This is a genomic window from Prochlorococcus sp. MIT 0604, from assembly GCF_000757845.1.
Classification (GTDB): domain Bacteria; phylum Cyanobacteriota; class Cyanobacteriia; order PCC-6307; family Cyanobiaceae; genus Prochlorococcus_A.
Genome location: NZ_CP007753.1, coordinates 1,136,651 through 1,156,878 on the forward strand (window position 1 = coordinate 1,136,651; position 20,228 = coordinate 1,156,878).

The following is a 20,228-nucleotide window of genomic DNA, read 5'->3' on the forward strand; positions in this document are numbered from 1 at the left end:
AAATGGGAAGATATTAGAAATATCAGAGAAAATTGAAATACATTACTGTGCTCGGTTCTACTGGTTCAATAGGGACTCAAACTCTCGAAATAGCTAGTGAGCAGCCTGATAAGTTTAAAGCCGTAGCTCTTTCTGCAGGAAGAAATATTAATTTATTAACTGAACAAGTTAAAGAACATAAACCAGAGGTTGTTGCTATTGAGGATGAAAGTCTTATAGAAGATTTAAAAGAAAATATTAATAACTTAGATTTGGATGATGCTCCCTTGGTTTTAGGTGGAAAGCTGGGGATTAACGCAGTTGCAGCATGGGATAAAGCAGATACTGTGGTAACAGGGATAGTAGGCTGTGCAGGCTTAATTCCAACAATGTCAGCAATTAATGCGGGGAAAAATATTGCACTTGCTAACAAAGAAACTTTAATTGCGGCAGGACCAATTGTTATTCCTGCATTAAAGAAAAATAATAGTAGGCTTTTACCTGCTGATTCAGAACACTCTGCTATCTTTCAATGTTTACAAGGATTACCTAATTATGAAAATGCAGATTTTTCAACAGGAGAGATGCCTAAAGGTTTAAAAGCCATACACTTAACAGCTTCTGGTGGTGCTTTCAGAGATTGGGATGTTGAGGATTTAAAGCATGTCACTGTAGAAGATGCGACTTCGCATCCTAATTGGGATATGGGGAAAAAAATAACTGTAGATTCTGCAACTCTTATGAATAAAGGATTAGAAGTTATAGAAGCTCATTATTTATTTGGGACCTCTTACGAAAATATCGAAATAGTTATCCACCCTCAAAGTATTATTCATTCAATGATTGAGATGGAAGATTCTTCAGTATTAGCTCAATTAGGTTGGCCAGATATGAAACTACCCATTTTATATGCGATGAGTTGGCCTGAAAGATTTAAAACAAATTGGAAAAGATTAAACCTAAGTGAAATTGGAAAATTAACTTTTAAAGAGCCAGACGAGTTTAAATATCCATGCATGGGACTTGCCTATGCTGCAGGAAAATCTTCTGGGACTATGCCTGCAGTCCTAAATGCTGCTAATGAAATGGCTGTTGAACAATTCCTCAAAGAAAAAATTTCTTTTCAGGAAATTCCAACATTTATAAGTAAAGCTTGTGAATCACATATGGAGAATTTGAATTTGAGTCCCGAATTGGAGGATATTCTTGAAGTAGACGATTGGGCCAGACTTTTTGTTAAGCAAGAAATTAAAAAAGGGAAAAAATACGTAAGTATTGGATAAAAGTGAATATTAAAAAGCATCTTCTACTATGCGCAACCCCCACAAAACAGAAATGCTTTAAAGGTAATGAAGGGCAAAAAACATGGGAATGTCTGAAAAAGACTTTAAAAAAATTTGAGAATGATCCATCTACAAAAAACGTTCATATATTAAGATCAAAAGCTGACTGTTTAAGGGTATGTAAAAACGGCCCAATTCTTCTTGTTTGGCCTGATGGTATTTGGTACGAAAAAGTTTCTCCAGAAAAAATTTCAGAAATTTTTACCTCACATATTATTAACGGTAAGCCAATAGAAAAATGGATTTTTAAAAAAACACCATTTTTAAATAATCCTAGATACTCATAAACCAGTTCTTTACCACTTCGTCTGACCAGCAGCCATTGATCGAGTGAAAACCATTATGACCGCCTTTTTCTGTTATAAAAATAGTAAATTTATCAATAGATTCTTTTCTTAAATTCAAAGTATCCTTATATGGAACCCAAGGATCATCCTTAGAATGAATAAAAAGCATTTGAGGTAATTTTTTTATTGAGTTTTGGATTCTAAATATTGGAGAAGCTTTAACATAATAATCTTCTAAAGAATTAAATCCCCAACTAGGAGCTGTAAATTTATGATCAAATTCCCTTATACTTTTTAAACTTCTGATTTTTTTTCTTAATTTCTCATTATTAAGAATTTTGCCTTCATCATTTAATCCTTCCCATAGCTGGTTTTTTAAGCGGTTAAGTAACCATCTTTGGTAGATATAATTTCGAGGTTTTTCAATACAGAGACTACATGATGATAAATCTAAAGGGCTACTCACGCAGGCTAGGCCATATAAAAGTTTTTCTCCTTTGTTTTCATCGTAATCTAAGCAGGCATTTAAGAGAATTGTTCCGCCTAAAGATAATCCAACTCCGTAAATTGGAATATTGTTATTCCTTTTAATAAGATCTTTGAACTCTAAATTAATTAATTTTTTAAAATATTTTATTGCTGAAATAACATCACTGGAGCATCTAGCACAATAATTTCCTTTAGCTAAATATCTAGCAGATCCAGATCCTCTTAGATTTAATTTAAGAACTCCAAAACCATTATTTGCTAATTTCCTAGAAATTCTTCTTAAACCAAACCGTTTAGTTGAGCCCCCTAAACCATGCGTAACGATTACAAAACCCCTAAGTGAGTTTAAGTTTTCAGGTAATTCTAAAAACCCTAGAAGATAATCAAATTCAAATTTTTTAGAAAGAATTTTATTAATCGGAAAGAGTATTTTTTTATTTTTTTTTGATTTACCAAAATCAATAACAAAAGTATCTCTCAAAGTTTGTAAGTCGCCACCTATCCAAGGTAAGACTTCTCGAAATGGCTTATTTTTTAAGTAATCTGACAAACCAAAAGATATACTATTATTTCTCCCCAACTCCAAGATCCTTTAATTCTCCAATCAAATCATTCAGTACCTTTTTTGCATCACCAAAGACCATTGAGGTATTTGGCAAATCAAATAAATCATTTTTTATTCCGGAGTAACCTGCACTCATACCACGTTTAATTACGAATACCGTTCTAGCTTCCTGCACATCAAGAACTGGCATGCCATATAAAGGAGAAGAGCTATCATTTTTAGCTTGAGGATTGACCACATCATTTGCTCCTAAAACTAAAACAACATCCGTTGCTGGAAAATCAGGATTTACAACGTCCATCTCTTTTAGTTGTTCGTAAGGAACATCTGCTTCTGCTAAAAGTACATTCATATGTCCAGGCATCCTCCCTGCTACAGGATGAATTGCGTAAACAACTTCAATACCATTTTGCTCTAGTTTTTTTGTCACTTCCCTTAAAGTATGTTGAGCTTGAGCTACTGCTAGACCATAACCAGGAACAATAATTACCTTGTTGGCTGCCTCTAAAGTCAATGCACATTCTTCAACACTGCAAGAAGTTATATTTGTATATTCCCCTGAACCAGAAGAGGCTGTACTTTGTGCAGATAAAGATCCTCCAAAAAGAACTGATACCAATGATCTATTCATACCCTTGCACATTACTTGAGTAAGTATTAGTCCTGCCGCTCCAACCATTGCGCCTGCTACTATCAAAAGCTGACTATCTACAACGAAACCTGCTGCTGCTGCTGCAATCCCTGAATAGCTATTTAATAAAGATATAACGACTGGCATATCAGCTCCACCAATTGGCAAAGTAACTCCAATACCTAATAAAGAAGAAACTATCACTAAAAGCCAAATAGAACTTGTATTGCCGTTTATCAAATCAAAAAAGGCTATCAAGGAAGCAACTGCAAAAACAATATTTACAAAATGTCTAACTTTGCTCTGAGTCCATCCTGGAGTTGACAACCAACCCTGTAGCTTTGCCATCGCCACAATTGAACCAGTGAAAGTTATGGCCCCAACAAATATAGAAACAGATATTGAAACTTCGTTAATCAGTGACTTAAAAAAATCAAAATTTTCTTGGCCACCAGATATAGGGAAAATAGCTACTCCTAAGGCCACTAAAAGAGATGACATTCCCCCACAACCATTGAACAACGCCACTGTTTCAGGCATGGAGGTCATAGGTACTTTTTTTGCAAGAATTGCTCCCAATAAACTACCTATGATTGAACCAATTATTATCCAAATCCAAGACTGAATAGCAATTCCGGAAGTGCCTAAATAATAAGAAAGTAATCCTACTACTGATAGCGACATTGCAAATGCAGCTAATCTATTGGCATCCCTTGCTGATTTTACTTTTGACAATCCTTTTATTCCCAAAGCCAGTAAAAGTACTGCTAGAAGGTCAATAACGAATTTAATGATTACAGGAAGATTCATGTTAAAAATTACTTCTTATTTGATGGTTTTCGACTAAACATTGCGAGCATTCGATCAGTTACAAAGAAACCGCCTACAACGTTGAAAAGAGCAAATCCAAGAGAAACTGAACCAATGATTAAAAGTGGTACGTTACCTTCTGCTTTTACAATTAAAGTCAAGGCTGCAAGCATTGTTATTCCTGAAATTGCATTTGCTCCACTCATTAGTGGTGTGTGAAGAGTAGGAGGAACTTTTCCAATTAACTCGAGGCCCAATAAACTACCAAGTAAAAGAACCCAAAGAAGACTTATAAAAGACATAATTTTAAAACCTCAATTTTCAAAAACTTTATTTTGAAGAACAACTCCTTCATCGCTTAATAAACATCCAGAAATGAGTTCATCCTCTTTATCTAATTTAATTACACCATCTTTTATAAATGGTGTAATCAATGATGTTAAGTTCTTAGCATAAAGTGAACTTGCATCATAAGGAACCGAAGAGGGTAATTCGCCCGCTCCTATGAGTTTTACCCCATCTTTAATAGTAGTTTCGTTTGATTTTGTACCTTCGCAGTTCCCTCCCTGAGAAACTGCTAAATCAATAACTACTGCACCAGGCCTCATTTTTTCAATCATGGGAGAGTCTATTAAAACAGGGGCCTTTTTACCTAGAACTTGCGCAGTACATATAGCAACATCAGCTTCAGATAAATATTTAGTTAAAGTTGCCTTCTGTTTTGAGAGGAATTCGGGTGTTACAGCTTTTGCATAACCTCCTGCCTCTCCAGGCTTTTCCTCAACTTCAGGAAGTTCTATAAACCTTGCTCCGAGGGACTCTACTTGTTCTTTAACAGCAGGTCTAATATCTGATACAAATACTATTGCTCCAAGTCTTTTTGCTGTCGCAACTGCCTGTAATCCAGCAACGCCTCCACCAAGAACCACTACTTTGGCAGGTTGTACTGTCCCTGCTGCAGTCATAAGCATTGGGAAATATCTATCTAATTCACTTGCAGCCAAAAGAACTGCTTTATATCCAGCAATATTAGCCTGTGAAGAAAGAACATCAGAAGATTGAGCTCTACTAATCCTCGGAAGCAACTCTAGTGATAAAGCTGAAATCTTATTACTATTTATAATCCTGAGAAGCTTCTTATTACCATATGGGTTAAGAAGACCAAGCAGAACTGCGCCTTTCTTTAATTTGGTTAAATTATCCTCTGATGGAGTTTGAACACAAAAAATTAAGTCCGCTTCACCCCAAATTTTTTGATCTAAGTTATTTATTATTCTTCCTCCCGATTCTTCATATGATAAGTCACTAAATCCTGATAATTTTCCTGCTGAGCTTTCAATATAAACATCACATCCAAGACTTTTTAATTTCTTTACCGCTTCTGGTGTAGCTGAAACTCTCCTTTCACCAGAGCTTGTTTCGGAAGGAATAAGTATTTTTGTCAATTTATTTATTTTTCTAACATACTAAATATAAATTGAAGAAAGTCAAAAGTCTTAGATTTTTGTTAAAAATATATTTTCTTTTCTAAAAAAAATAGCTATCTAGAATATATAAGTACTAAATAATCCAATGAGTATAAAAGCAATCGAATGTCCAGATGGAGTATGCCACAGTCATCATGGTGGTCATGCTGTTCCAAGGCAGGCTATGCAGAAAAATCTAGAAAAGCATGGTAAAGACTGGTGCGAGAAATTAGCAGAGAGAATTTATGAAATGTCAGTTGATACTTATTCACAGACAGTCATGCCCAGTCTCCACTCGGCAGGTTGGCAAAGAAGACATTTAGATTGGGAATTTAAGCTGGCAGAAAATGATTCTGAACCTGATGAAGCTCTTGTTGAAGGAATTATTAATGCCACAGAAAGCTTTCTAAGGAGTAGTGAGGTTCATCGATTATTTATTCAAGAATTAGTTCAGGGCACATTCGAGGAAGCAAATGACAAAAAAATAATTTCTAAAGCAATAAAATCTATCATTGAAGAAGAAATTGTTAGTTCACTAAGAGAAAAGAAAGAAACTCTTTTAAAGAAAATATCCGCAAAATTAATATCAGAAGAAAAAGTTAGTGAGGAACTTGCAATTAATTCCGCTAAAGAGGGTTTTGAGGAAGTTGAAAGGCTACTTGCGAATCACAGCGAGGCAGTCTAACTCTAATTCTTTATATTTTCTTTATAATTTATCAAAAAATCAGCTCAAATATAAATTAAAGATTAAATTATTGTTTGGAAGTACAAAGTTGTAACTTATTAGACAATACATAGGTTCTCTGATGTGTTTATCTATATACAAATTAAAATTTTCAATGGACAATTTCATTAGAAAAAGGATCGACATAGCGACTTGTTGGGCTACCAACAGAATTTCTGCAATGGACACTTTAGAAAGGTATGAAGACAGCTATGCAATCGCAGAAGAATTTAGAGAGTGGATATTACATATTGGAGAAAAGAACGAAAATTTAAAAGATTCTGTTTTAAATTTCCCAAAAGAATTAAAAAAGTTATTAGACCAAAAAGTCAACGATTGAGTAATAAATCTATCGAGTGAAATCCGCCTTACATTATTTTGGTTTGTTTATTATTATAAGTAGTGAAATTAGCAAATAAATGGAAAATAAAGAGAAGATTTCAAACGTAGAAAATGTTGTAATTATTGGCTCGGGACCTGCAGGTTATACTGCCGCAATATATGCCGCACGAGCAAATCTTCAACCATTACTTATAACAGGATTTAATTCTGGCGGAATTCCTGGTGGGCAATTAATGACTACAACATTTGTTGAAAATTATCCAGGTTTCCCAGATGGAGTACTAGGTCCTGAATTGATGGATCTAATGAAGGCTCAAGCAGAAAGATGGGGCACTAATTTATACGAAAGTGATGTAGTCTCAATTAATACCGATTCACATCCCTTTGAAATAAAAACTTTAGAAGGTACTATAAAATCTAACTCAATTATTATTGCAACTGGAGCAAGTGCAAATAGATTAGGCGTGATAAATGAAGATAAATTCTGGAGTAAAGGAATAAGTGCTTGTGCAATATGTGATGGAGCCACCCCACAATTTAGAGATGAAGAATTAGCTGTTATTGGAGGGGGCGACTCTGCATGTGAAGAAGCAGCATATCTCACAAAGTACGGAAGCAAAGTGCATTTGATTGTTCGATCAGAGAAATTAAGGGCTAGCGCAGCAATGGTTGATAGAGTAAAAGCTAATCCAAAAATAAAAATTCATTGGAACACAAAAGTTTATAAAGCGGATGGTTCTGAATGGCTTGAGAGAATAGAAACTATTCACTCTCAAGAAGGTAAAGGGGAAATCAATATAAAAGGTCTTTTTTACGCGATAGGGCACACACCTAATACGAAATTCTTAGACAACAAAATTGATTTAGATAATAAAGGCTATATTGCTTGCAAATCAGGAAGACCAGAAACATCTATTGAAGGCATATTTGCAGCAGGTGACGTTGTTGATTCTGAGTGGAGACAAGGAGTTACCGCTGCAGGAACTGGATGCATGGCAGCATTAGCTACTGAAAGATGGTTAGCCGAGAAAAACTTAGCGAAGACTATAGTCAGAGAGACTCCCGAACCTGAAAAAAAACTTAATTCATCAGGGTTTAATGAAGAAGAAGTTAATGAAGATACTTTCGATTCAAACTCTGAATGGCAAAAAGGCAGCTATGCATTGAGGAAACTTTATCACGAGAGTAAAAAACCTATCTTAGTAATTTTTAGTTCCCCAAGCTGCGGCCCGTGTCATGTTTTGAAACCTCAGTTAAAAAGAGTAATTAAAGAACTTGATGGTGCAGTTCTTGGCGTTGAAATAGATATTGATAAAGATCAAGATATTGCAAAACAAGCTGGTATTAACGGTACACCAACAGTTCAACTTTTCAAAGAAAAATTATTAAAAAATCAATGGCAAGGTGTTAAACAAAGAAGTGAGTTTAAAGAAGCCATTAAAAATATTATCTAAAGTAACTTTTTACTTATTATTCCTCTTAGGATTATTTTTATTAGTAGTAGGTCTAGCACCACCTGAATTCCTTTCTCTATAAGTTATCCTCCCTCTAGAAAGATCATAGGGGCTTATCTCAACCAACACTTTGTCGCCAGCCAATAATTTAATTCTAAATTTAGTCAATTTGCCTGCAGCTCTACATAAACATTGATGCCCTTCAGGTTGTTCTAAGGTAACCAAATAAAATCCATTTCCCTGCTCTTTTTCTATAACACCTGAGGTTTCAATCATTAATTAATCTTTTACTATGATCATATTATCAGAAAAAGATTGGCCAAAATTGATTTAAGAAAAATTACATAAGTAAAATATGAAATTCAATTCAAATTAAAAATTTAATTTCATTAATTATTTGAAGTTGACCATAGTAAAAATTTGCTTTCGCAATTTTTTCAGAATCTTCTAATTGATCAAAAAAAACAAACCCAAGGCTTTCCCATAATGAAGATCCGCATACATTATTCAATTCATTTTTTGCTTCTTTTGCGAAATTATCTAGTTTTCGTTCAAGATTTTTAGACTTAGAAACAGACATAATCCATAATATTTATATAGTACAAATATACTATAAAAGTCTAAAATTGCAATATTAAAAAGGTAATCTCTTTTTTTCCTCAATATTCAGGTCTGCTTCCATTTCCCTTAATCTTTTAAGTATTTGTTGGTAGTACTCTTTTAAATAACTTTCTAGTGAGGTCATATCTTCTTTTCTAAGTTCCAATATTTCGTAAGTTTTGCTCATGTCAGCATCCAATGATTCACCACTACTAGTTACTTCAGCGAAAGCCAATCTCTCAGCAACATTTAAAGAGTCTTGGAAAAAAGAAACTACTTTCTGAGTGATACTAATCAGAAAAGGTGAAACTCTAAAAATTTTAGCCTTCTTTTCGCTAAATTTTTCACATAAGGATATGACTTCGGTTGAATCCCATGCTTTTGGACCAACCAATGGCAATGATACTCTATGGGTTTTTGGATTATTAACTGCTGCGACAATAATTTTTGCCATGTCTTGAGTATTCATGTATGCGATCTTAGTTGGAGTTCCACTCATCCATACTGCTTGACTATCTAAAATTGGGATAGCAAATTGACCTATAACTCCTTGCATAAAAGCTGCGCATTTGAAAATTGTATATTCTAGATCAGATTTCTCAAGAAGTTTTTCAGTACAATGTTTAATGTCCATTAATGGAACATTTCTAAATTTTTCTGTTAAAAGAATTGAAAGGAATATTACTCTTTTTACATTTAAAGATTCACAAGCGTTGAACAAGTTAACTTTTCCATCCCAATCTATTTCATAAATACTTTTAGGATCATCTGGTTTACTTGTAGCAGCATCAATAACAACTTCAATATCTTGCAATGCATATTCAATATCAGAAGAATTCAATAAGTTTCCTTTTGTCAGCTCACAACCCCACTCTTGAAGAAAGGAAGCTTTTCTTGGGTTTCTTACAAAGCATCTAACATCATGTCCATCCTCTATAGCTTGCTTAGCTATTTGTCTCCCAAGTGTCCCTGTTGCTCCTACTAAAAGAATCTTCATATTTTAAGATTTACTTAATTTGTAGACAATAACTCAAATTGTGATGTGTTCGTGAGAATCAATCTCCCTGAAACTTTAATAATAGTGCTCCACCAACCAATCCTATTGGTATCAGTATCCAAAAAACTGCCGCAATACTAAAAATTTCTTTTGCCATAGTAAAATTGAATGATTACTATAATCTACATTCAATATACATTTATTTGTTAAAAAAGTAGATAATGCAAATATCTTGAAAATTTTTAAATATATGAATAATAATTTTGAAGAAGAAAATATTAATCTTCCTAATTTCTGGAATTGGAATGGTTTTAAAGTTTGTTGGAGTGTTTCAGGAGAAGATAATGAAATTCCAATTATCTTTCTTCACGGATTTGGCGCCAGTCGAAAACATTGGAGGAAAAATATAGAATATTTCACGAAAAGGAATTGTGCCTCATATTCCTTAGATTTAATAGGATTTGGAGATTCAGATCAACCAGGGATAAGACAAATTGGAGAATTAAATAATAAGATTTGGTGTAATCAAGTAAAAGACTTTATCTCACAGGTAATTAGACCAAAGAACTCTTCGAAAGTAATTCTCATTGGCAATTCCCTCGGATCATTGATAGCTTTAACATGTGCTGTTTCATTTAATGATCAGATTGCAACAGTTATTGCATCGCCTCTGCCAGATCAAATCCAAGAGAATAAACAGTCAAAAACAAAAAAATCATCACTTATAAAATTTAAAGATAAATTCATAAGAATATTTTTTATATTTTTCCCTTTAGAGATTATTTTATTTTTAATAACAAAATTAGGGGTTATAAAACTGGGATTAAATTCTGCCTATTTCAAAAAAGACAATATTGATTGCGAACTTATAAATTTGGTGACAAAACCAGTTTTAAGAAAAACTTCAGCGAGATCATTAAGAGCAATGTGCATTGGAATGTCTACAAGAGATGAAAAATTTAAAGCTTCTTACCTTTTGAGAAAACTATGCGCCTCAAAAAAAGTTCCTTTTTTATTGATTTGGGGGGAAAAAGATAATTTCATACCTTTATTTGTTGGTAAAAAGATTGCAAATTTCCATAGATGGGTAAAATTAAAAATAGTATCTAATTCAGGGCATTGTATCCATGATGAAGATCCATCAGTATTCAATAGAATCTCTTATGAATGGATTAGAGATTTAAAAATCTTTTAAAATATGAAACATACATTATCAGTTCTCGTAGAAGACGAATCTGGAGCCTTGAGTAGAATCTCAGGTCTCTTTGCTAGAAGGGGATTCAACATAGATAGTCTTGCGGTAGGGCCTGCAGAATCCAAAGGGATTTCGAGATTAACAATGGTAGTAGAAGGTGATGATGAAACTCTTCAACAAATGACTAAACAGCTTAATAAGTTATTTAATGTTCTGGGAGTTGTAGATTTTACTAATCTCGCAGCTGTTGAGAGGGAATTGATGTTACTAAAAGTTTCATCAAAAGAAGATACCAGGAGTAATATCCTTGATATAGTTCAGATTTTCCGTGCAAAAGTTGTTGATGTATCAGATATGGCCTTAACTCTCGAGGTGGTTGGAGATCCTGGGAAGTTAGTTGCTCTAGAGAAATTACTCGAGCCATACGGCATCCTTGAAATAGCGAGAACTGGTAAGGTAGCTCTTAAACGCTCTTCAGGGGTTAATACAGAAATGTTGAAAATAAACAAATATTCTCTAGAAATTTAATTAATTATCTTGACTGCCTTGATGTAGTCTTCTTTATTAATTTTTTTGAGTACATCTAATCCTTTTATAATTTTTCCAAAAATTGAATATCTTCCATCTAATTCTGGGATATTAGTAGTTACAAAGAAGAATTCAGTTGATGAAGACTTATTGTTAGAGCTCTTAACCATAGCAATTGAACCATTATCAAAAGTATTAACTAAATTTTCAGTTTCGTTAGGATTTTTTATTTGATAGTTATATCTTGGGTTACTTTCTTCTTTGAATTTTATTTCTAAAGGTATTGATAGACTTGTCTTATTCGGGTTTTGATTTCTTTCAAAATAATTTTTATTTTTTGGATTAACACCACCATGTATAAATCTTATTTGGCTAAAGTTTATTATTTTATAAAATTTTTGATTTAAGTAAATATCATTGTCTATGTTTTCCAGAAAGTTTGATACTGTTACTGGGTTATCTTTACCAAATAATTCAACCTCAAAATCACCTTTTGTAGTTTTAAAATTAACTATTTTATTACTCTGAATACAACTAAAACCAAGTTTTTGGCAGTAATAATTTGTATCAATCTTATTTTTATAACTACAAGCTTGAAACAAAAACAAAACCTGTAAAAAAGATAATGTACTTATAAAAAAATTTTTTTTTATTTTAAGCCCTCCAAATTAACATCCAAAAATTTAGCCAGACGAGCTCCTTCTTCTTCAACTTGAAGCAGTGGTTTAAGTTCACCTGCTCCGCTTAAAGGGAGAGGTTTTTTTCTTCCTTTCAATACTAATGCAATTCTTCTTCTAGGATTAAATCCCTCACTTATATCTAACTTGACCGATTTAATTTCATCGAAATTTAATTTAACTTCAATATCTTTGAATAATCCTTTCCTTCTTATTTCTACAGATTTTGATGATTTATCAAAATAATTACTTCCTGAACCAAAATTTATGTAAACCAAATACCACAAGTAAAAATTTAATAAATTGGCTATTACTCCATATGCTCCCATTATTATTCCTTGAGGGATAAACAATAAACTTGAAGGATTTCCTAAAGGTAATAAATCCCTTCCTGTGTAGCTAGATATAGAGGCCAAAACAAAACCAATACCTCCTATTGTTAGCATTCCTCCAATAATGTAATTTGAAATTTTTCTTGATCCACCAATTTTTTGTTCGATTTTATCGAAAGACTTAAGGTCTGATTTCATTTTTATTCCTTTTTTAGATCCTAATTCAGATAATTTAACAAATTAAGGGAGTATTCTTACCTAATTTTTAATAAAAAAGTCAGGAAAGCTTTACAAGGCATTTCAGATATACAAATATTTCCCCACATTACTCTCAATCTTTGTTACAGTCACTGCGTATCCCGAAGCTAAAAACGATTTCTCATGACGATCGCAGTTGGTAGCGCCCCACAAAGAGGATGGTTTGATGTCCTCGATGATTGGTTGAAGCGCGACCGCTTTGTATTTATTGGTTGGTCCGGACTACTTCTACTTCCTTGTGCATATCTTGCTATAGGTGGTTGGTTTGTCGGAACAACATTTGTTACCTCATGGTACACACACGGAGTTGCAAGCTCATACCTTGAAGGTTGTAACTTCTTAACAGCAGCTGTAAGCACCCCTGGTGATGCCATGGGACACAGTCTTCTATTTTTATGGGGTCCTGAAGCCCAAGGTAGTTTCGTAAGATGGCTACAACTTGGAGGTCTTTGGAACTTCGTTGCATTACATGGAGTATTTGGCCTTATTGGTTTTATGCTTCGTCAGTTTGAAATTGCTGGCCTTGTTGGAATTAGACCATACAACGCACTAGCTTTCTCAGCAGTAATTGCAGTATTCACAAGTATTTTCCTTATTTACCCTTTAGGACAGCATAGTTGGTTCTTCGCACCTTCATTCGGTGTTGCAGCAATCTTCCGTTACATTCTGTTCATTCAAGGTTTCCACAATATCACTTTAAATCCATTCCATATGATGGGAGTTGCTGGAATTCTTGGTGGTGCTCTACTTTGCGCTATCCATGGAGCTACAGTACAAAATACTTTGTATGAAGATACAAGTATTTACACAGATGGTAAGGTCCAAAGTTCAACATTTAGAGCTTTTGATCCAACTCAAGAAGAAGAAACTTATTCAATGATTACAGCGAATAGATTCTGGAGTCAAATTTTCGGTATTGCTTTTTCAAACAAGCGTTTCTTACATTTCTTGATGCTATTTGTACCTGTTATGGGTATGTGGACATCTTCAATAGGTATTGTCGGCTTAGCACTAAATTTAAGAGCTTATGATTTTGTAAGCCAAGAAATCCGTGCAGCAGAAGATCCAGAATTTGAAACTTTCTATACAAAGAATATACTTTTGAACGAAGGTATGCGAGCATGGATGTCTTCTGTGGATCAACCACACGAAAACTTTGTATTCCCTGAGGAGGTTCTTCCACGTGGAAACGCCCTTTAATAATTTATTAAGAGCTCCAAACCAAAGTATTGAGGAAACTGGTTATGCCTGGTATGTAGGTAACGCTAGATTAATCAATTTATCTGGACGTTTATTAGGAGCTCACATTGCTCACTCTGGACTAATAGTCTTTTGGGCGGGAGCAATGATGCTCTTTGAGGTTAATCATTTTACTTTTGATAAACCAATGTGGGAGCAAGGTTTAATCTGTATGCCACACGTTGCAATGTTTGGCTATGGGATAGGCCCAGGTGGTGAAGTTACTGATATCATGCCTTTCTTCCAAGCAGGCGTGGTTCATTTGATAGCTTCCGCTGTACTTGGTTTTGGTGGTATTTACCATTCATTAGCAGGTCCAGAGAAACTTGAAGAAGATTTTCCATTTTTCTCAACTGATTGGAGAGATAAAAATCAAATGACAAATATCCTTGGATATCATTTGATTGTTCTAGGTGTTGGTGCATTAGCATGGTCAGTAAACTGGTGTTTTATTGGCGGTGCATATGACACATGGGCACCTGGTGGTGGTGAAGTCAGACTTGTAAACCCAACTCTAGATCCAAGAGTTATTCTTGGTTATCTATTCAGATCTCCATGGGGAGGAGCTGGTTCAATAATCGGTGTTAACTCCATTGAAGATATTGTTGGTGGACATGTTTATGTTGGTATTACTGCAATTATTGGAGGAATATTCCACATCTTTACTAAACCTTTTGGATGGGCGAGAAGAGCATTCATTTGGAACGGTGAAGGACTATTAAGTTATGCACTTGGTGGAATTTGTGTAGCAAGTTTTATTGCTTCAACATTCATCTGGTTCAACAACACTGCTTACCCTTCAGAGTTTTATGGCCCAACAAATGCTGAAGCTTCACAAGCCCAAAGCTTTACTTTCCTAGTGAGAGATCAAAGAATTGGAGCTAACGTAGGTTCAACAATGGGACCAACAGGTCTAGGTAAGTATCTCATGAGATCTCCTACTGGTGAAATTATATTTGGTGGTGAAACAATGAGATTTTGGGATTTCAGAGGGCCATGGTTAGAGCCTTTAAGAGGACCTAACGGATTGAGCCTCGAGAAAATCCAAAATGATATTCAGCCTTGGCAGGTAAGAAGAGCAGCTGAATATATGACTCATGCTCCTAACGCTTCTATCAACTCTGTTGGTGGAATCATTACAGAGCCTAATGCTGTTAACTTCGTCAACTTAAGACAATGGTTAGCTGCAGCTCAATTCTTCCTAGGATGGTTTACATTCATCGGTCACCTTTGGCATGCTGGACGTGCTAGAGCGGCCGCTGCAGGTTTCGAAAAAGGAATCGACAGAAAGAGTGAACCAGCTCTAGAAATGCCTGATTTAGATTAATTTCTATCTCAACTAAAAAAATCCCTATCTTCGGATAGGTTTTTTTTTGGCTCAATTTTATTATCTATATAAATTTTCTCTAAGCCATGGCAAACTTAATCCCATTACATTACTGAAGCAACCCTCTATTTTTTCTATATATTTACCGCCTATACCTTCCAAAGCAAATCCTCCGGCGCAATATAGAGGTTCATTTGTATCTACATAACTCTTGATTTCCCAATCTTCCAACTTAGAAAAATAAACTTTTGAACTTACTGTTTCTTTTATTATTTCAGTGATTTTAAAATTTTTGGAAGTTGAGTCAAAACTTCCAACTATTAGAGTATGACCAGTATGTAAAAATCCAAATTCTCCAGACATTTTTTTCCATCTAATAATTGCCTCTTCTTTATTAGATGGTTTTCCATAAGCTTCTCCCTTAAATTCAAAAATCGAATCACACCCAAGTATTTCCAAAGAACCGAAATTAAACTCTACAGGCAATGATATTGTTTGAATTTTTTCAGATAAACTATTAGCCTTTTGAAAAGATAATTCTAAAGCTAAATTAAATATGTTCTTTTCTTGAATAGTAGTTTCATCAAAGTCACTTGATATTTGGATAAATTCAATTTGACAATTTTCAAGTAATTTCTTTCTAGATTTGGATGCAGAGGCTAGAATTAACACAAATTTTTTACTAAATTATAATTCAATTTTCTAATTAATAAATTTTAAAATTAATTTAAATTACTAATGGATTTAGAAGGAAAATTACATGAAATAAAAAAGCCAATAATGGTCCTAGGAACTTCCAGTGGAGCAGGAAAATCTCTAACGGTTACTGCTATTTGTAGGATTCTTAAAAATTTAGGAGAACAACCAATCCCTTTTAAAGGACAAAATATGAGTAATAACGCTTGGGTTGACTGGGAAGGTGGAGAGATGGCATATTCACAAGCACTCCAAGCTTTTGCTTGTGGTATTAAACCCTCTACAGAGATGAATCCCATTTTATTAAAACCACAAGGAAATTCAATAAGTGAGGTGATTCACCTTGGCAAAAGTATAGGAATAACAACCGCCAAAAATTACTACCAAGACTGGTTTGTTCCAGGTTGGGAAGTAATTAAAAAAAGTCTAAATTCTATTTATAAAAAAAAACCAAATTGCCGTTTAATTATCGAAGGAGCTGGAAGTCCAGTAGAGATGAATTTAATTCATAGAGATCTCACTAATTTAAAAGTTGCTAAGTATTTAAATGCAAATTGCATTTTAGTTACTGATATTGAAAGGGGAGGGGTATTTGCACAAATAATCGGAACCCTTGAATTAATGAAACCAGAAGAAAAAAAACTTATTAAGGGAATTATTATTAATAGATTCAGAGGAGACATCTCATTATTTGAAGAAGGGAAGAAATGGATAGAAAGTAAAACTAAAATCCCTGTTATTGGAATTATTCCATGGTTAAATGATTCTTTCCCCCCCGAAGATTCTTTAGATTTATTAGAAAAAAAATCTCATTTTAGGAATCCTGAAATTAAAGTTGGGATAATAAAATTACCATCTATAAGTAACTTCTCAGATTTTGATCCATTAGAAAATGAGGATTCAATATTAATTGAATGGATTGAAGAATCTCAGAACTTAAAGAGGTATGACTTTATTATTCTTCCTGGCAGCAAACAAACTATTAAAGATCAAATATTTCTTGAAAATTCTGGCTTATCTCAGAACTTAAGGGAATATGCAAATAATCAAGGAAATATTATTGGCATTTGTGGAGGATTACAAATGCTAGGCACAACACTTGAAGATCCTTATTTGAAAGAAGGTTCCAAAAATTATTCTGAACAAAAAATTAAAGGCATTGGATTACTACCATTAAAAACGACTTTCTTTAATAAAAAATTAACACGTCAAATCAACTCTGAATCATTATGGCCATGCCAATCAAAAATTAATGGCTTTGAAATTCATAATGGCCAAACTGAATTAGATAAACAGCAAGGCTCATTAAAGATTAAAACTATTTTCAAAGACTTAGATCTAGGTTGGTATAAAGAAAATAAAGAAGGTGGAATAATTGCCGGTACATATATTCATGGGATATTTGAAAATGATAAGTGGAGAGATCAATATATAAATTTGATAAGAAAGAGAAAAAAATTACCGCCATTAAAGAAAAAAACAAGGTCTTATAGAGTTAAGAGGGAATTAATAATTGAAAATCTCGCAAATGAATTTGAAAAGCATTTAAATCTCTCATCATTATTAATTTGAAAAACTCAAAAATTAAAATTCGATGGCCAAATGATAATGAGACCTTTGCTTCAGAGGGTGATGATTGGTTCTTATCTGCACAAAAAGCTGGTTTAGCAATTCCCTCAGGCTGTCTTACAGGAAGTTGCGGTGCATGCGAAATAGATGTAAATGGTGAAACTATAAGAGCTTGTATAAGTGATATTAAAAATAATAAAAAAGGCTTATTAAAAGTTTCATTAACTACAGATCCTTTTTGGGAAACCTAAATTTTTTAAAGTAAAAAATTCATCTTAATTCCTAATCTATATTCTTTATCTTTAAGGAGTTGTCCAATGTCTTGAACCCCTGCAGCATTAGAATAATATAAATCTAATGACTTTTCAGGTGAGAGAGAATATCTCAATGCGATAGTAGTATTAAAATTCGAATCGTTTTTAATTGAAGTATTTATTTCTGGAATAAGCATTAAACTTTCTGACAAATTCAAGTAACTTGAGAAGCCTATCCCTCCAAAACTTTCCACTCCACTAAAAAAATATTTGGGACTTATATTAAATGTTAATCTATTATTTAACCTAAAAGTATTGATTAATTCTGTGAATAAATATCCTTGATTAGTATTGTCATTTCTACCAAACGATGATCTTAATGAAGCCCAATAAAGGTCATCTTTTTGGGGACTAAATAATAAAAGTTTCCCGCCTAACCTAAAATTAAGATTATTTTCAGCTAAGTAGGTTGAATATAAATTTGATTTTTTATTTCCACTAAGGTTTAAATCATTAAAACTACCAATATTTAGAAGCTCTAATTGGAATATATTTGATAAAGAATAACCATAAAAACCAAACAAATTTCCTCTGTTATCATAGTTAAAGTTAAATTGAGAAGTTCCAGCTCTTGGTATTAAGGCATTATTTACAGTAATTCCACCATTACTAATTAATTTGTCTCGTTCATTAAGAGGGTTAAGGTTTGTATCCTCTCCGTATGGTCTATAAGATATGTTAGCTGAATAAAGTGGAAGATTATCTGATGGAATAGTAAGTAATCCCGTAGAGGGTGAAGCCCCATATGAATTGGTTATTTTTCCTTCAATTCCAATCTTTGGATTAATATCCCATCCCAAACCAAAGCTATATATAGACTTTCTAGAGTAATTTAAATCACGGTCAAAAGAATTATTGCCTGGACCTAAAGGGGTTGTATATGAGAAAAGAAGATTAAGATTATCAGCCACATCATAGACAAGGCCACTTCCAATATAAAAATTATTGCCATACGCATTTTTGCCAATTCCTTTGGATCCTAATTTCTCAGGTAAAAATGTAATGCCAGGGACAATTAAAGCAGTAAATTTGTCATTAAAATTTTTTGATATAGGAAAAGATATAGCCCCAACTAATTCTTCAAATTTGTCTTTACCGAATGAATTATCTTTTTGATTATAGATGCTTTTCGCTGTTTCAGATCCACTAGCGAGCCTCCAATATTCAAGAGTGGATACCCATGACAATCCAAAATTAAAATTTTTCTCATCTATAAATTTTTTCTTAAATGAAATTGCGTAATTTTGCCAATAATAGTTAATTGTCTGACCACCAACTAAGTTATATAAGTCATCATCAGCTCCAGTTATATAAATAGAAAGAAGGGAGGAATCTGAGATTCCATAATCCAAAATAAATGAAGGGTTTTGTTGCCCAGTTCCGCCCGATATACCTCCGTCAAAAGATGATTTCCACCTAACAGATGTTTGAAAATTTCCATATTCAAGGTAATTATTGAGTGGTAAAAAAGGTTCAATTTCGGTGAGAAAAAAAGCTGATTTATTTAAAGGTTCATATATTATCTCTTTACTTAAAGGATCAAACTTAGTTTTAGAAGCTTCGTTTACATTTACATTCTCAAAGATGTTTTCATCATTATTGTAGGATTTCCATATAATCTTTTTCAAAGGAATAGATTTTGTTTCGGAAACCTTTTTCCAATTAATTTTATTTAATTCGGGCTGATCTTCGTTTACTTTCTCTGCAATAACCCCCATAAAATTGAAGATTTGACTCAACAAATATATATATAAAATCAACCTCATATTAAAACCTTCTTACGTCTGGGAATTTTATAATAATACTCTATAAAAAATCGAAAAATCAATTTTAAAAATTTTCAAGCATATAATTTCCAAGGTCATAAGAGAATTTCTGAAGTAGATTTTGTATTTTAGAGAGTGACTGATATTATCCAGCACCAAAAATCCAGTTACGAAAAACTACCAATCATATATATATTGAATTATTAAAAGGCATTTTTTAGTTTTAAATTAAAAATATCTTCTTAAATAAAAGAAAATATCTTGACAAGGGTCTTAATTTATATTGCCTTTAGTAAACTTTGCAATGAGAACTTGTTGGGTGGTCTATACATTCTTTTTCCCAATAATCTTGTCTTTGATTTTTAGGTAGTTGATAATTAAAATCATGCATTCCCCACATATCTGAAGTTGCATTTCTTAGAAAGGTGAATGGAGAAGTTAGTTTCATAAAACCTCCTTTATCTCTACGTTTCAATTATCCTACTTTTAGCTTGAAATACATAGAGTATTATTACCCGAATATTATTGCTTTGTGGTTGTCACGACTATCTTTTCTAATGCAGTAGGAATAGAAATAGTACAGGATTCAAAAGCACTTCATCGACTTTGTGGACAGAGAGGTGAATACGACTTCAAGAGA

At 33.3% G+C, this 20,228-nt stretch carries 24 protein-coding genes; 11 read left to right on the top strand and 13 right to left on the bottom strand.

Features of this window, described 5'->3' with window-relative positions:
• Window positions 1-32: 32 nt before the first annotated feature.
• Together EW14_RS06395 and EW14_RS06400 are read left to right on the top strand one after the other, a co-directional pair.
• A complete protein-coding gene (locus tag EW14_RS06395; protein ID WP_042850667.1) occupies window positions 33-1,262 on the top strand; it encodes a 1-deoxy-D-xylulose-5-phosphate reductoisomerase in 1,230 nt (409 codons plus the stop codon).
• 2 nt (window positions 1,263-1,264) lie between these two features.
• Window positions 1,265-1,609, top strand: coding sequence for a ferredoxin (locus EW14_RS06400; protein WP_042850668.1), 345 nt, complete (start codon window positions 1,265-1,267; stop codon window positions 1,607-1,609).
• Here EW14_RS06400 and EW14_RS06405 read toward each other — a convergent pair.
• The 4 genes from EW14_RS06405 to EW14_RS06420 are packed head-to-tail and all read right to left on the bottom strand — an operon-like array spanning window position 1,596 to window position 5,549.
• The gene (locus EW14_RS06405) at window positions 1,596-2,684 is read right to left on the bottom strand and encodes an alpha/beta fold hydrolase (RefSeq protein ID WP_042850670.1); all 1,089 of its coding nucleotides are present in this window, start codon (window positions 2,682-2,684) and stop codon (window positions 1,596-1,598) included. The genes EW14_RS06400 and EW14_RS06405 overlap by 14 nt on opposite strands.
• Window positions 2,665-4,104, bottom strand: coding sequence for an NAD(P)(+) transhydrogenase (Re/Si-specific) subunit beta (locus EW14_RS06410; protein WP_042850671.1), 1,440 nt, complete (start codon window positions 4,102-4,104; stop codon window positions 2,665-2,667). Before EW14_RS06410 ends, EW14_RS06405 begins: the two co-directional genes overlap by 20 nt.
• A gap of 8 nt (window positions 4,105-4,112) precedes the next feature.
• A complete protein-coding gene (locus tag EW14_RS06415) occupies window positions 4,113-4,406 on the bottom strand; it encodes an NAD(P) transhydrogenase subunit alpha (RefSeq protein WP_011863273.1) in 294 nt (97 codons plus the stop codon).
• 12 nt (window positions 4,407-4,418) lie between these two features.
• Window positions 4,419-5,549 carry a Re/Si-specific NAD(P)(+) transhydrogenase subunit alpha gene (locus EW14_RS06420; protein WP_042850672.1) on the bottom strand — a complete coding sequence of 377 codons (1,131 nt, stop codon included), beginning with the start codon at window positions 5,547-5,549 and terminating at the stop codon, window positions 4,419-4,421.
• 127 nt (window positions 5,550-5,676) lie between these two features.
• Here EW14_RS06420 and EW14_RS06425 point away from each other — a divergent pair, with 127 nt between their 5' ends.
• The 3 genes from EW14_RS06425 to trxB all read left to right on the top strand — a co-directional run bounded on the left by EW14_RS06425 (window position 5,677) and on the right by trxB (window position 8,090).
• Window positions 5,677-6,255, top strand: coding sequence for a hypothetical protein (locus EW14_RS06425; protein ID WP_025894761.1), 579 nt, complete (start codon window positions 5,677-5,679; stop codon window positions 6,253-6,255).
• A 154-nt stretch (window positions 6,256-6,409) separates the two neighbouring features.
• Window positions 6,410-6,634, top strand: a complete 225-nt coding sequence (locus EW14_RS06430) for a hypothetical protein (protein ID WP_025888753.1) — start codon at window positions 6,410-6,412, stop codon at window positions 6,632-6,634.
• A 79-nt stretch (window positions 6,635-6,713) separates the two neighbouring features.
• Window positions 6,714-8,090: a thioredoxin-disulfide reductase gene (trxB, locus tag EW14_RS06435; RefSeq protein ID WP_042850673.1), complete on the top strand. Its 1,377-nt coding sequence runs from the start codon at window positions 6,714-6,716 to the stop codon at window positions 8,088-8,090.
• Window positions 8,091-8,099: 9 nt separating this feature from the next.
• Here the strand turns inward: trxB and infA are convergent, their stop codons facing one another.
• The 4 genes from infA to petM form a co-directional block, all read right to left on the bottom strand.
• Window positions 8,100-8,366 (bottom strand): translation initiation factor IF-1, encoded by a 267-nt coding sequence (gene infA / locus EW14_RS06440; RefSeq protein ID WP_042850674.1) that lies wholly within the window; start codon window positions 8,364-8,366, stop codon window positions 8,100-8,102.
• A gap of 91 nt (window positions 8,367-8,457) precedes the next feature.
• Window positions 8,458-8,670, bottom strand: coding sequence for a hypothetical protein (locus EW14_RS06445; protein WP_042850676.1), 213 nt, complete (start codon window positions 8,668-8,670; stop codon window positions 8,458-8,460).
• Window positions 8,671-8,724: 54 nt separating this feature from the next.
• Window positions 8,725-9,687, bottom strand: a complete 963-nt coding sequence (locus EW14_RS06450; protein WP_042850677.1) for an NAD(P)H-binding protein — start codon at window positions 9,685-9,687, stop codon at window positions 8,725-8,727.
• A gap of 58 nt (window positions 9,688-9,745) precedes the next feature.
• A complete protein-coding gene (petM, locus tag EW14_RS06455; protein WP_011132786.1) occupies window positions 9,746-9,844 on the bottom strand; it encodes a cytochrome b6-f complex subunit PetM in 99 nt (32 codons plus the stop codon).
• Window positions 9,845-9,937: 93 nt separating this feature from the next.
• On the opposite strand from petM, the gene EW14_RS06460 reads away from it, so the two are divergent.
• Together EW14_RS06460 and ilvN are read left to right on the top strand one after the other, a co-directional pair.
• A complete protein-coding gene (locus EW14_RS06460; RefSeq protein WP_042850678.1) occupies window positions 9,938-10,882 on the top strand; it encodes an alpha/beta fold hydrolase in 945 nt (314 codons plus the stop codon).
• Window positions 10,883-10,885: 3 nt separating this feature from the next.
• Complete coding sequence (ilvN, locus tag EW14_RS06465) at window positions 10,886-11,410, top strand: acetolactate synthase small subunit (RefSeq protein ID WP_011818754.1); 525 nt, start codon at window positions 10,886-10,888, stop codon at window positions 11,408-11,410.
• On the opposite strand, the gene EW14_RS06470 is transcribed toward ilvN, so the two are convergent.
• Entirely contained in the window at window positions 11,407-12,018 is a 612-nt protein-coding gene (locus tag EW14_RS06470; RefSeq protein WP_369794265.1) for a peptidylprolyl isomerase, read from the bottom strand. The genes ilvN and EW14_RS06470 overlap by 4 nt on opposite strands.
• Before the next feature lie 41 nt (window positions 12,019-12,059).
• A complete protein-coding gene (locus tag EW14_RS06475) occupies window positions 12,060-12,617 on the bottom strand; it encodes a photosystem I assembly protein Ycf4 (RefSeq protein ID WP_042850680.1) in 558 nt (185 codons plus the stop codon).
• Window positions 12,618-12,800: 183 nt separating this feature from the next.
• Between EW14_RS06475 and psbD the strand changes: the two genes are divergently transcribed.
• Together psbD and psbC are read left to right on the top strand one after the other, a co-directional pair.
• Window positions 12,801-13,877 (top strand): photosystem II D2 protein (photosystem q(a) protein), encoded by a 1,077-nt coding sequence (psbD, locus tag EW14_RS06480; protein ID WP_002807316.1) that lies wholly within the window; start codon window positions 12,801-12,803, stop codon window positions 13,875-13,877.
• Window positions 13,861-15,243, top strand: coding sequence for a photosystem II reaction center protein CP43 (gene psbC / locus EW14_RS06485; protein WP_011818757.1), 1,383 nt, complete (start codon window positions 13,861-13,863; stop codon window positions 15,241-15,243). The genes psbD and psbC overlap by 17 nt, the downstream gene beginning before the upstream one ends.
• A gap of 60 nt (window positions 15,244-15,303) precedes the next feature.
• Here the strand turns inward: psbC and EW14_RS06490 are convergent, their stop codons facing one another.
• Window positions 15,304-15,915: a nucleoside triphosphate pyrophosphatase gene (locus tag EW14_RS06490; protein ID WP_042850681.1), complete on the bottom strand. Its 612-nt coding sequence runs from the start codon at window positions 15,913-15,915 to the stop codon at window positions 15,304-15,306.
• Between the two features lie 66 nt (window positions 15,916-15,981).
• On the opposite strand from EW14_RS06490, the gene EW14_RS06495 reads away from it, so the two are divergent.
• The gene (locus tag EW14_RS06495; RefSeq protein WP_042850682.1) at window positions 15,982-17,511 is read left to right on the top strand and encodes a cobyric acid synthase; all 1,530 of its coding nucleotides are present in this window, start codon (window positions 15,982-15,984) and stop codon (window positions 17,509-17,511) included.
• Window positions 17,508-17,759 (top strand): 2Fe-2S iron-sulfur cluster binding domain-containing protein, encoded by a 252-nt coding sequence (locus EW14_RS06500; RefSeq protein ID WP_042850683.1) that lies wholly within the window; start codon window positions 17,508-17,510, stop codon window positions 17,757-17,759. Before EW14_RS06495 ends, EW14_RS06500 begins: the two co-directional genes overlap by 4 nt.
• A gap of 5 nt (window positions 17,760-17,764) precedes the next feature.
• Here EW14_RS06500 and EW14_RS06505 read toward each other — a convergent pair whose 3' ends face one another.
• Both EW14_RS06505 and EW14_RS06510 read right to left on the bottom strand, forming a co-directional pair.
• Window positions 17,765-19,540: a hypothetical protein gene (locus tag EW14_RS06505; RefSeq protein WP_225866626.1), complete on the bottom strand. Its 1,776-nt coding sequence runs from the start codon at window positions 19,538-19,540 to the stop codon at window positions 17,765-17,767.
• A 337-nt stretch (window positions 19,541-19,877) separates the two neighbouring features.
• Window positions 19,878-20,063 (bottom strand): hypothetical protein, encoded by a 186-nt coding sequence (locus tag EW14_RS06510; protein WP_042850685.1) that lies wholly within the window; start codon window positions 20,061-20,063, stop codon window positions 19,878-19,880.
• Window positions 20,064-20,228: the final 165 nt, after the last annotated feature.

What these genes read in the sequence shown, in the direction of transcription:
- EW14_RS06410 (WP_042850671.1), bottom strand. Translation starts at nt 4,104, where the DNA reads ATGAATCTTCCTGTAATCATTAAATTCGTTATTGACCTTCTAGCAGTA.
- EW14_RS06415 (WP_011863273.1), bottom strand. Translation starts at nt 4,406, where the DNA reads ATGTCTTTTATAAGTCTTCTTTGGGTTCTTTTACTTGGTAGTTTATTG.
- EW14_RS06425 (WP_025894761.1), top strand. Translation starts at nt 5,677, where the DNA reads ATGAGTATAAAAGCAATCGAATGTCCAGATGGAGTATGCCACAGTCAT.
- EW14_RS06430 (WP_025888753.1), top strand. Translation starts at nt 6,410, where the DNA reads ATGGACAATTTCATTAGAAAAAGGATCGACATAGCGACTTGTTGGGCT.
- trxB (WP_042850673.1), top strand. Translation starts at nt 6,714, where the DNA reads ATGGAAAATAAAGAGAAGATTTCAAACGTAGAAAATGTTGTAATTATT.
- infA (WP_042850674.1), bottom strand. Translation starts at nt 8,366, where the DNA reads ATGATTGAAACCTCAGGTGTTATAGAAAAAGAGCAGGGAAATGGATTT.
- EW14_RS06445 (WP_042850676.1), bottom strand. Translation starts at nt 8,670, where the DNA reads ATGTCTGTTTCTAAGTCTAAAAATCTTGAACGAAAACTAGATAATTTC.
- EW14_RS06450 (WP_042850677.1), bottom strand. Translation starts at nt 9,687, where the DNA reads ATGAAGATTCTTTTAGTAGGAGCAACAGGGACACTTGGGAGACAAATA.
- petM (WP_011132786.1), bottom strand. Translation starts at nt 9,844, where the DNA reads ATGGCAAAAGAAATTTTTAGTATTGCGGCAGTTTTTTGGATACTGATA.
- EW14_RS06460 (WP_042850678.1), top strand. Translation starts at nt 9,938, where the DNA reads ATGAATAATAATTTTGAAGAAGAAAATATTAATCTTCCTAATTTCTGG.
- ilvN (WP_011818754.1), top strand. Translation starts at nt 10,886, where the DNA reads ATGAAACATACATTATCAGTTCTCGTAGAAGACGAATCTGGAGCCTTG.
- EW14_RS06475 (WP_042850680.1), bottom strand. Translation starts at nt 12,617, where the DNA reads ATGAAATCAGACCTTAAGTCTTTCGATAAAATCGAACAAAAAATTGGT.
- psbD (WP_002807316.1), top strand. Translation starts at nt 12,801, where the DNA reads ATGACGATCGCAGTTGGTAGCGCCCCACAAAGAGGATGGTTTGATGTC.
- EW14_RS06495 (WP_042850682.1), top strand. Translation starts at nt 15,982, where the DNA reads ATGGATTTAGAAGGAAAATTACATGAAATAAAAAAGCCAATAATGGTC.
- EW14_RS06505 (WP_225866626.1), bottom strand. Translation starts at nt 19,540, where the DNA reads ATGGGGGTTATTGCAGAGAAAGTAAACGAAGATCAGCCCGAATTAAAT.